The 10,451-nt window shown below is 54.6% G+C and carries 8 protein-coding genes; 2 read left to right on the top strand and 6 right to left on the bottom strand.

What is annotated here, in order from left to right; translation table 11 throughout:
• Positions 1-10 precede the first annotated feature (10 nt).
• Positions 11-2,038, bottom strand: coding sequence for a methyl-accepting chemotaxis protein (locus tag ACN06F_RS15615; RefSeq protein WP_433924247.1), 2,028 nt, complete (start codon positions 2,036-2,038; stop codon positions 11-13).
• A 537-nt stretch (positions 2,039-2,575) separates the two neighbouring features.
• Here ACN06F_RS15615 and ACN06F_RS15610 point away from each other — a divergent pair.
• Positions 2,576-4,171 carry a solute:sodium symporter family transporter gene (locus tag ACN06F_RS15610; RefSeq protein WP_038478539.1) on the top strand — a complete coding sequence of 532 codons (1,596 nt, stop codon included), beginning with the start codon at positions 2,576-2,578 and terminating at the stop codon, positions 4,169-4,171.
• 71 nt (positions 4,172-4,242) lie between these two features.
• On the opposite strand, the gene ACN06F_RS15605 is transcribed toward ACN06F_RS15610, so the two are convergent.
• From ACN06F_RS15605 to ACN06F_RS15585, 5 genes are read right to left on the bottom strand one after another with little or no spacing between them, the layout of a single operon-like run.
• Entirely contained in the window at positions 4,243-4,689 is a 447-nt protein-coding gene (locus tag ACN06F_RS15605) for an HAD family acid phosphatase (protein WP_038478536.1), read from the bottom strand.
• Positions 4,690-4,699: 10 nt separating this feature from the next.
• The gene (locus ACN06F_RS15600; RefSeq protein ID WP_433924246.1) at positions 4,700-5,782 is read right to left on the bottom strand and encodes an MBL fold metallo-hydrolase; all 1,083 of its coding nucleotides are present in this window, start codon (positions 5,780-5,782) and stop codon (positions 4,700-4,702) included.
• Complete coding sequence (locus tag ACN06F_RS15595; protein ID WP_433924245.1) at positions 5,779-6,837, bottom strand: ABC transporter ATP-binding protein; 1,059 nt, start codon at positions 6,835-6,837, stop codon at positions 5,779-5,781. The genes ACN06F_RS15600 and ACN06F_RS15595 overlap by 4 nt, the downstream gene beginning before the upstream one ends.
• Positions 6,825-8,525, bottom strand: coding sequence for an ABC transporter permease (locus ACN06F_RS15590; protein WP_433924244.1), 1,701 nt, complete (start codon positions 8,523-8,525; stop codon positions 6,825-6,827). Before ACN06F_RS15590 ends, ACN06F_RS15595 begins: the two co-directional genes overlap by 13 nt.
• 2 nt (positions 8,526-8,527) lie before the next feature.
• Positions 8,528-9,508, bottom strand: a complete 981-nt coding sequence (locus ACN06F_RS15585; RefSeq protein ID WP_287706444.1) for an ABC transporter substrate-binding protein — start codon at positions 9,506-9,508, stop codon at positions 8,528-8,530.
• Positions 9,509-9,656: 148 nt separating this feature from the next.
• Here ACN06F_RS15585 and ACN06F_RS15580 point away from each other — a divergent pair, with 148 nt between their 5' ends.
• Positions 9,657-10,409, top strand: coding sequence for a DeoR/GlpR family DNA-binding transcription regulator (locus ACN06F_RS15580; RefSeq protein WP_038478524.1), 753 nt, complete (start codon positions 9,657-9,659; stop codon positions 10,407-10,409).
• The last annotated feature ends 42 nt before the right edge of the window (positions 10,410-10,451 follow it).

The raw sequence follows: 10,451 nt of genomic DNA, 5'->3' as shown, positions 1-10,451 counted from the left end.
CGCAGCATCCTCACGAAGGGCGTTGGTGGTTTGCATCCTGTTGAGCCAATGTAAACTCCTGCACCAGCGCATTTAACTCTGCCGACATGTTGATCATATCTTGGCTGATCTCGGTAATGCTGCGTACTGACTGTGCATTACGTGAGCTGGCTGTATCAATATCGCGCAAAGCAATAACCACCTGGTTACTAGCAGTTTTCTGCTGTTGGGTTGACAGTGATATTTGCTGCGCTGCGCTACTGGTTTGGCTCGCCGCTTTGAGTAGTGCATCCAGGTCTTGAGCGGTATTAACACTGACTTCAACACCTTTCTCTATCGAAGACGCTCCCTTTTCAGAGGCGACAACTAAACGATTTATCGCATTTTGAATTTCTTCGGTGTGGCCTTCTATCTCTTGGGTTGAGTCAGTAACACTATCCGCCAAGCGACGTATTTCGTTTGCAACAACAGAGAAACGGCGACCTGACTCGCCCGCACTTGATGCCTCTAGTGCGGCATTAAAAGCAATCAGTTTAGTTTGCGCAGCAAGGGTATTGATCAGCTCCATGACCTTGCTGATTTGTTTAGACTTAGCGCCCAGTGCCATAATTTCTGTCAAGCTCTGTTCGCTGTCGCTGCGAATATCCTGCATTTTTGACTGCAGCAGTTGCATCGCTGTGCTGCCCTTACGGCTGCGTTCAAGCGTTTGATTAGCTACCTCTACCACGGATTGCGAATGGTCAGCGATTTGTGTGGATGAGGTTGAAAGCTCCTCCATGGTTGAGGTTATCTCAGCCACTGACGAGGCCATTTCTTCTACAGCGGCGGCCATCGTCTGGTTCGCTTCATGACTAATGTCCCCGCCTTGAATGCCCGACAATCCCGCCGTTTGCGCTAAGCGATCGGCCACTTGAGTGAGTGCCAGTGCGTTGTTGGAAACCGCCATAATGGTGCGAGATAAGCGCGCTAGCAGCTCGTTAGTCTGATTCGCTAAATCGCCAATTTCAGCCTGATCATCTGTGTTGACACGGCGGGATAAATCTAGGCTGTTGGTAATCTCTTTAAGCTGGCGTTGAAGGCGAGTTAAGGGGCGAATCAAGCTGCCGGTAAGTGGGTATAAAATAATTAACCCGCCTAAAAGGATCACAAGCCCGAAGCCCGTCGATGCCAAAAAGCGTTCTCTGATGGAGCTTAAATACTCTTCTTTAGAGACTTCAATCATCAAGTAGCGCTGCAGCTCGGGTAGCCAGCGGGTGGAGACTAAAAAGGTGTGATTATCACGTTGGATTTCGTGTACACGAAGTTCTTGTTCATCTTGCAGTAGGCTGGCTGACTCCTGGCTTTGAAGCGCTGCCAGTGACGTCTCGTCACTGCGAATAAGTAACTCACCTTCCGCATTGAGTAACGCGGCGCGGCCGGTTTTGCCAAGTCGAAAGTCTTCAATTAGCTGCGCCAATCGAGAAAGATCCAGCCCCGCCCCAGCAACAATAAGAGGACGGCCATTGAGTGCCTGTTCACGACTACGGAAATTTAAAAAGACAAACGCTTCTTCTGGTGAAAAAGTATCACTGTCTAGGTTTAGATTATAAGCAGTATCGCTATCGGTAAACTGATAGTACCAATCATCATCGCCGCCGGGCGCTTGTAGCGTCCGCTCTAGAAACTCTCCATCGCGGTACTGGAAGTAGTAGCCGCGCCCTTGATATTGAGCCGCGATAAACAACAGTTCGGTGTCGAGCTGTTCCATCAAACGTGACAAATAGCGCATGACGTCCGGCTGGTCGGTGTCTGGCATTCCGTTGCGCACCCACTGCTCAATGAAATAGCTGTCGGCTAGGCTTTCTGACAACGCTAGCGCTGGGCTAAGCCTAAGCGTCAACCGGGTGGCAAGACCCTCTACCTGAGTAGGCAGCTCTTCGTTTAGCAGGTTTTCCAAGCGCGCCTGGCTATGTGAACGGGCCTGCAGGTAGAGCGCTAGCAACATAGCCAGTGCCAATACCGTTCCAAACGAGATAAACAGTCGTAACCGTAATGGCAAGGATTTCCAACGCGCTGTCATTATCGCTTCTGCTCCGAGTTAACTGGTGACGCTAGTAAGTAGGAAAGTACTAACACTGATTGCTTAGCGTTAAATAACGTTACAAGAAGCCTATCATATGACGATTTCAGCGGCTTTTATGAAGGCTGTCCAGTTTTCTCATTAACGCTACGTCACGCGACAGACAAATACGGTGGCAAAGATGCTGGACTATGCGATGAAATCAAGCGTGATGAGTGGTCGCTAAAGTAACATCATTGTGACATGGACTGTGCAGCTTGATCCGTGCGACTTAGCACTTGTGACTTAGCGCTTGTGACTTGGCTCGTGTGGCTTAGATCTTGTGACTTAGCCTCTCCTTCCGTAGTGACTAACCACCGTAGCGACTTGTAAAAAGAGTGTCGAGGTAGTAAAAAAACCGTCTTGTTTATTCTTTGTTGCTACTAAAGAATAATAGTTGAATCGTTTCATCTCCTTAGAATGCCCGCGCATATTGGTAATTTTACCTACATTCACTGCGTCGCCTGCCGATAAGCGACTACTCCCAAGGACCTTCCCATGCATGCCCTAACGCTGGCATCGTTTCTCTTTTTTACCGGCCTGGTGGCCTTTGTTACGTGGCGCATCACGCGCAGAGATGATCACCGAAGTACGAGTGGCTATTTCTTAGCCGGAAGGACACTAACCTTTCCACTAATAGCCGCCTCAATGCTGATGACCAATCTCTCAACTGAGCAGATGGTTGGGCTAAACGGTTCCGCGTTTACCGATGGTCTGAGTGTTATGGCCTGGGAAGTGATTGCGGTGATCGCTTTGGTAGCACTGGCGCTGTTTTTCCTACCGCGCTTTCTTAAAAGTGGAATTGCAACGCTCCCCCAGCTGTTGGCAATACGTTTTGATAACGGTACTCAGCTGATTGCCAATGTAATTTTCTTGATTGCTTACGCCGTTGTGCTGTTGCCTATCATTCTCTATTCAGGGGCTATTGGTTTACAGGGCATGCTTGATCTTCAAGGGCTTACCGGCATTCAGTCGAGTACGGCGCTGCTATGGGGCACGGTATGGGTGGTCGGTTTAATTGGTGCGGTGTATGCGCTATTTGGCGGTCTGCGTACGGTGGCAGTATCGGATACATTGAATGGGGTGGGGCTGCTAATTGGCGGTTTCGTGATTGTTTACTTCGGCCTTCAGGCAGTGAGCAATGGCAGTGGCATCATGGAAGGCTGGAGCATTCTGAAAGAGAGCGATCCGAGTAAATTTAACTCGGTAGGCGGTCCTGACCAGCAGGTACCGTTCTCGACTATTTTTACCGGCGTCCTGTTGCTTCACCTGTTTTACTGGACGACGAACCAGCAAATTATTCAGCGCACCTTTGCGGCAAAAAACCTCGCAGAAGGCCAAAAAGGCGTGTTGCTGACCGGCTTCTTTAAACTGTTAGGCCCGCTCTATCTGGTGCTGCCGGGGATCATTGCTTACCACCTTTACGCCGACCAAGGCGTTCGCGCGGACGAAGCGTATGGCCACTTGGTGTTTAACGTGTTGCCGCCGTACCTAACAGGTTTCTTTGCTGCGGTAATGGTCGGGGCGATTCTCTCCTCGTTTAACTCGGCGCTAAACAGTACCACCACGATTTTCAGCCTGGGTATCTATAAAGGTGTGCTGAAAAAAGATGCCACTGAAGAAGAGGTCGTGAAATCAGGCAAGGTATTTGGCTGGATTATGGCCGTAACGACCATGATTATTGCGCCACTGTTGGCAGGCCAGGATAGTCTATTTGGCTATCTGCAGAAGATGAACGCGATTTACTTTATCCCTATTTTAGCGGTTGTTCTGGTGGGGCTTCTGACGAAACGCGTGCCTCCCATGGCGGCTAAAGTAGCGTTGGTAGGGGGCTGTTTGCTGATCGCCGCTGGCTACTTTGTTCCGCCGTTTAACAAGCTGCCGATGGTGATGCATGAGTTCCACTTTGTCGCCGCTGTGTTCGTGCTGTTGGTTGCCGTGATGCTGATCATTGGTAAGCTGCGTCCCCGCGCCACCGCCTGGGTGCAAGAAGATTCGGGCGATGTCGATCTCACGCCTTGGAAGGGCGCTGTGCCAACCGGTATTGTGCTTGTGGTATTAGTGGTGATTATGTACGCCTCATTTGCAGGCTGACCACCGCTAACACAACGCAGATATTGCCACTGACGCCCCGCTAAGCGGGGCGTCAGTGTATTGCCGTTTCCTTAAAAATCTCCCGGTGCGCACTGCAGGCAAGTAAGTCCGAGTGCGCGCCACTGGGCGACTACCGCGTCACGGTCATCCAGCACCAGCCAAGGCGCAAAGCCGTCGCTACGCATTTGATTGAGTAGCGAGGCTTTCACCTCTTCATCATCTACATGGTCATCGCCTTGCGGGCGCAGGTACATAGCATCAAAGGGAATGGTGTGGCGCTCTAACCAGCGCTGGGTGTGCTCACGGTGGCTGTCAGGTCGGCCGCTGCAGATAACGATCTGTTGGCCTTGGGCCTTCAGGATCTTAACCAGCTTGGCTACCGCGTCGATCACCGGCGCTTCAGCCATATGGGCAAAAAAAGGATCCCACTGCTTGGCGGGGCCAAGAACCCACTCGTGTACGTCGGTGGGGTGGAATTCGGCAAGCGTGCCGTCAACATCAACAATCACTGCGGACATTATTAATTTCCTAAACAGTTAAATGGGCGGTAGGGCGCGTGGCCGTATGCGGTTGAATCTCTAAGGTGCGATGGATGCGTAGCCGCTGTCCCAGGCGTTGGCGCCATTCGCTTAAGCAGTGTCCAGTGAGCAGGGTAAATAGCGGCACTACCTGAGTGGCCCTTAGCTGGTCGGCAAGCGCTACCAGATGAGATGCACGCAGATGAACATTCCAGCGTTGCCAGCTTATCTCGCCTGCGGCGAGTTGAACTTGGCGTTCAGGTGTTAGGTAACCGGTGTGCAGTAGCTGGTAATTGGGCCATTGGTCGGGCGTATCATTGCGGTCACTGACCAACTGCAGCGCTGGCTGCGAAGCATTCCGCCGTTCTAGCAGTGCGCTAATTGCACTGTCGAGACCTGGGCGGCGTAAGTCGCTTGGCAGTGCTAGCAGTGCGGCGAGGTTATCGCGAATAATCGGGTCAATGGCGAAAGGGAACTGACAATGGTCTGCCTCTTCCGACAGCCACAGCGCCATTTCCAGGGCGCGCCCTGTTTCAGGCACCGGTAATACTAACGGCTGGTCAAGCTGCAGACGAATAGCCTGCACGCAGCTTTCCTGGGGTTGGTCGTAGTTGCCATAGGAAGCGTCCAGCAGCGCCGTGCGTGCAGGTGGCGGTGTATCGAAAGGAAACAAGCGGGATTCAAAACAGGCATCGCCGCTGTAGAAAATGCCGCCATCTACGTCCAGGTGCAGCCAAACGCCACCCAGCGAGTGCCCAGCCTGGCCGGTGGTCACCTTGATACCTTCGACCATAAGGCTTCCGCGTGCTGGCAAAGGCTGCCAAGCGCGGTGTTTAGGCAATGTCTTTGCGACTAAGGGCGTGCAGTAGAGCGGGACAGTATCGGGCAGTTCGGCAACGCCACCGATATGGTCAATATGGTCGTGGCTAATCAGAATAGCGTCTACGTCCAAGCCATCTGCCCAGGTGATAGGCTCCCCAGGGTGCAGCGCACCCCCTGCGTCCAGCAGCAGCCGCTTGCCGTTGGTTTCGACCACGATAGCGGCAGGGCCTTTATCACCCAGCCCGCTTAATAGATGAATACGGGCGCTCATTGGTCAGGCTCCAGACACCAGCCTTCCAATAGCCGCAGAGCGACTTGTTGGCCTTCTTCAAGCGCATGGTGATGGTAAGCCAGCAAGGCTTCGCCGCTGGGCAGGCGCAGGTGTAACTCGTAGCGTTCACCACGAAATGTCAGCCGCTCGACGCGCCCGGTAAGGTCATGTCCATTGGGAGCTTGGGCGTCTACGCGAATATGCTCGGGGCGAACCAGGACGGGTTGACGTTCAGCTTGGGCGCGGGAGTTGTGTGCCGCAGCCAGCCCTTGCATCAGGGCACTTTCCGTTAGCCGCTGCCCCGGTGCGCCGTTGGCAATGGTCAACTGGCTACCTTGACCGATAAAGCTGGCCACCCATTCGCTGCGCGGTTGGCGATAAAGCGTTTCGGGCGTTGCCCACTGTACTAGCTCACCATCGCGCATTACGGCAATGCGGTCCGCCATCGCCATGGCTTCACTTTGATCGTGAGTGACGTACACCATCGTCGCGCGGGTGCGGCGGTGGAAATCTACAAAGCTGTGTTCCATGGAGGCACGCAGGTTACGGTCTAGATTGGCCAGCGGTTCATCCAGCAGCACAACCGCAGGGTCGGTCACTAGACAGCGGGCTAGCGCGACCCGCTGGCGCTGACCACCACTAAGCTCCTGTGGCGAACGTTGTGCATAGGGCTCTAGGGCTACTTGTGCCAGGGCATGGTCAACTCGGCGCTGGTACTCACTGCCCTGAATGCGGCGCAGTTTGAGTGGGTAGCCGACGTTGTCGGCCACGCTCATATGCGGCCAGAGCGCGTATGACTGAAACACCATCGCCATGTTGCGCTGTTCTGGTGGTACATGGTGATGGCGGCTGGCTAGCAGCGTATCGTTCAGGCGTATTTCGCCGCCAGTGACATTTTCGAACCCCGCCAGCATACGTAGCATGGTGGTTTTACCGCAGCCGCTGGGGCCCAGCAGTGCCACAAATTCCCCTGGCGCAATCTCTAGCGAGAGGTCATTGACCGCGCGATGGTCGCCAAACTGTTTGGTGACCTGCTGAATTGCTAGCCCTGCCATGGCACGACTCCTTTGGGTAAACGAGGGGCGAGCAGGCTGAGCGACAGCATCAGCGTGGCGACCATTAAGACCACCAGTACCGATACCGCAGATGCCAGCACGCTTTCACCGCCCTCATCAAGGTTAAAAATCAACACGCCCAGCGTTTCGTTGCCGGCGCTCCAAAGCAGTGCCGATACCGTCAGCTCGTTCACCGCCAACAGGAAGACCAACAGCCCCCCGGCAAATAGCGATGGCGCAATCAGTGGCAGTACGATCGTGGTTAGTCGCCGCCACGGGCCTGCCCCCGCCAGTTGTGCGGCTTCTTCCAAGGAGGGATCAAGCTGGGCCAGGCTGGCGCTAACGGGTTTGAGGCATACCACTAAGAAACGCGCCAGATAGGCCACAAAGATCAGTCCTAGCGTGCCGTAGAGCGCTACGTTGATCAGCGGCAGAGGGCGTACGAACAGCAAAATGCAGGCGATCGCCAGCACCACACCAGGTAGTGCATAGGGCAGTTCAATAGCACTGAGCGTCAGCTGCTGGAGACGGGGTGGCAGCCGCTGCAGGCGATACGCTAGCGGCAGGCTGCACAGCATAAGCACCAGCGCGGCACCGCCTGCTAGCCATAGGCTGTTGCGCACAGCGCGCCAGGTGGCGCCTTGGCGGCCAATCACTTCGTGATAAGCGTTTAATGTCACGCTATCGAAGCTAAGGGGAACCCCCATGGCGGGCACCAATGAGCTGACCACCAGCGCCGCAAGTGGTGCGACGAGAATCACCAATAAAACGCCGACGAGTACGGTCGTCACCGCTGGCCGAAAGCGGCCCAGGGTAAAGTCATGAGAGCGACCGCTATGGCCGCCTAAGCCAAAGCGGCTACGATTCATCCAGTATTGCTGCAAGGCAACGCCTGCCAGTGCCAGCACACCAATTAATAACGATAGCGCTGCCATTTCCGCCAGCACGCCAGTACCAAAGCTAGCCATACGCTGGTAGATCAGCGTTGGTAAAACGTAGTAGCCCGCAGGAATCCCTAGCATGGCAGGAATGCCGAAGTTGCCCAGGCTAGAAATAAACGCCATCGCCGCCCCAGCAATTAAACCGTGCCGAGTGACTGGCAAAATAATCTGCCCCCAGACTTGGGTCTGGCGCGCGCCGCTGATGCGGGCCGCTTCGATAAGCTCGCGGGGGAGTGAGATCAGTGAGGTGCGCAGTGCTAGAAAGACCAGCGGTGCGCTTTGAATCCCCAGCAACAGAGCAATGCCTTCCGCTGAGTAGAGCGGCTGGGGGCTGCCCAGCGGCGGTGCCATACCAATGCTTTTCAGCAATGGGCTGGCGGGGCCGAACAGCTGTAGCCAGCTCAGCGCCGTCACCTGGGGGGGAATCATCATCGGCAGCATAAAGCAGAACACGAGCCATGCTTTGCCACGGATGTCGGTCAGCGTAATCACGAAGGCGAATAGGCTACCCAGCACCAGAGCAATCAACATGCCTAGACCCGAGGTATACACGCTGTGCCACAGCGCTCGCCAGGTACTCGCTGCGTTAAGCACCTTCCATAGCGGTGATTCGCTGCCCTGGCCAAGGTCACTAAGTGCCTCAGCCAGTAGCCGCAGGCTAGGCGCTAGGCTTAATAGCACCACCGTGAGTGTGATTAGGCTGAGCAGCCAGCGGTGCTGGCTGCCAACGTTAAGCGACGGTGTCATGGTTAGCCGCCAAACAGGTCGCTAAAGCGCTGTTTCAACGTCTCTTCCTGCTCCAATGCTTGCTCAATATTGATCGGCATTAGCTGGATAGCATCACGAGCGGGAAAGCCTTCAGGCGGCGCAACAGCCGGGTGGGCAGGCAGGTAGCCTTGCTGGCTGACGAGTTCCTGGCCTTGTTGGGAAAGCACGAAATCGACAAATTTCTGCGCGGCGTCCGGATTGTTGGCACCCTGCATAATTGCGACGGGCTCGGTGACCGCACTCACGCCCTCTGCGGGGAAGACAAACTCAACCGGTGAACCCTTGGCGGCCTCGCGAATCGGCAGGAAATCCACCACGATGCCGTAGGGCTTTGTGCCTGAGGCAACGGCATTGAACACGCCGCCATTCCCACCCTGAGCTTCTGCACGATTAGCTTGCAGCGCCTCGTAGTAGCCCATCCCAAGGTCAGGGTTGTCGCTCAGCGCAGCCATATGAATCAGCGCTGCGCCGGAATAGAGCGGGCTGGGCATTGTGACCAGGCCTTCATAGTCAGGCCCCGTCAGATCTTGCCAACGCTGCGGCTGATGTTCGGCAGCGGTGTTATACACAATCCCGGTGGTGATCAGTTTAGTGCCGTAGAAGTAGCCTTCCGGATCGTATAGCGCCTCATCATAAGCCTCCCGCTCTGGGCTGAGATAAGCCTGCAAATGGCCCTCTTGCTTGAGTGAGGTCATGGTCATGCTGTCAGCAATTAATAGTACGTCTGGGTTGCTGACACCCGCGGAAAGCTCGGAGCGTAGGCGAGTCATCAGGCGAGTGGTGCCATCGCGTACCCACTCCACCTCAATATCAGGATAGGCAGCCTGAAAGGCATCCACGGTTTGCTGGGCATCGCTATTCGGTTGGCTGGTATAGAGCACCAATTTTTCATCAGCCAGCAGTGATGACGATAGAGCAAAGCTTGCAAGCGTAACGGCAGTGCACAGTGAGCGCTTCAACATCGTAAAACCTCCAGTAGGTGAACACTGATCACACTACTGTCATCGCCTTACAACATCGTGACACTACGCTTTCGTTTGATGGCGGTAGGCTTTCGCCTGTCAAAAAAAGGCTTTCGTTACTAAGGTGGTCGCCAACGTGAAGAAAATAATGGGCTTAAACGAGCGCCGCCGTGCCGTGTTGGCACAGGTGCGCCAGCAAGGTCGCCAGCCCCTGGAATCGCTAGCTAACCAGTTTGATGTGTCGATACAAACATTGCGCGGGGATGTGCGTGTCTTGGCTGAGCAAGGGTTGGTATTGCGTCGCCACGGGGAAGTCTTGCCATTTCCCGATCAGGAGAATATTGGCTACGATCAGCGCCAAATTGTTAATCAAGCGGGTAAGCGTCAGATTGCCCGCCAGGCCGCTTCGCTGGTTCAGCATCACCAATCGCTATTTTTAGGTACCGGTACCACGGTAGAGCAACTGGCTGACGCCTTACGCGATAAGCAAGGTCTGCAGGTTATGACCAATAACCTGCACGCACTGATCAAATTGTGCACTATGGAGTGCGAACTGGTGGTAGCAGGTGGGCGGGTACGGCGCCGTGATCAAGATGTGATTGGCGGCGATGCCTGGCGCTTCTTTCAACGCTACCGAGTAGATGTCGGCATTGTCTCCGTGGGCGGCATGGACAGTGATGGCCATTTATATGACTACAATGATGACGAAGTTATGGCCCGCGAAGCGCTGCTATCCCATGCCGCATATCGCATTCTGGTACTGGATAAAACTAAATTCGACCTACCGCTGCGCTGTGCCGCTGGTCAGCTTGCTGATTACCATGCGGTGATTACCGATAGTCCACTACCCGATAGACTGCGCAGCCCTTTGGCCGCCAAGGGGGTGAGGTTTTTGTGTTAAATCCCTTTCAAGACATGTTCATTGTTATTAGCTCGTGGTTTA

This window comes from Vreelandella sp. 21 (assembly GCF_050995515.1).
Lineage (GTDB): Bacteria > Pseudomonadota > Gammaproteobacteria > Pseudomonadales > Halomonadaceae > Vreelandella > Vreelandella alkaliphila.
This window is presented reverse-complemented; position numbering and strand designations above follow the sequence as displayed.

Bases quoted from the DNA above. Each gene is read 5' to 3' on its own strand.
- ACN06F_RS15615 (WP_433924247.1), bottom strand. From the start codon at position 2,038: ATGACAGCGCGTTGGAAATCCTTGCCATTACGGTTACGACTGTTTATC.
- ACN06F_RS15610 (WP_038478539.1), top strand. From the start codon at position 2,576: ATGCATGCCCTAACGCTGGCATCGTTTCTCTTTTTTACCGGCCTGGTG.
- ACN06F_RS15605 (WP_038478536.1), bottom strand. From the start codon at position 4,689: ATGTCCGCAGTGATTGTTGATGTTGACGGCACGCTTGCCGAATTCCAC.
- ACN06F_RS15600 (WP_433924246.1), bottom strand. From the start codon at position 5,782: ATGAGCGCCCGTATTCATCTATTAAGCGGGCTGGGTGATAAAGGCCCT.
- ACN06F_RS15595 (WP_433924245.1), bottom strand. From the start codon at position 6,837: ATGGCAGGGCTAGCAATTCAGCAGGTCACCAAACAGTTTGGCGACCAT.
- ACN06F_RS15590 (WP_433924244.1), bottom strand. From the start codon at position 8,525: ATGACACCGTCGCTTAACGTTGGCAGCCAGCACCGCTGGCTGCTCAGC.
- ACN06F_RS15585 (WP_287706444.1), bottom strand. From the start codon at position 9,508: ATGTTGAAGCGCTCACTGTGCACTGCCGTTACGCTTGCAAGCTTTGCT.
- ACN06F_RS15580 (WP_038478524.1), top strand. From the start codon at position 9,657: ATGGGCTTAAACGAGCGCCGCCGTGCCGTGTTGGCACAGGTGCGCCAG.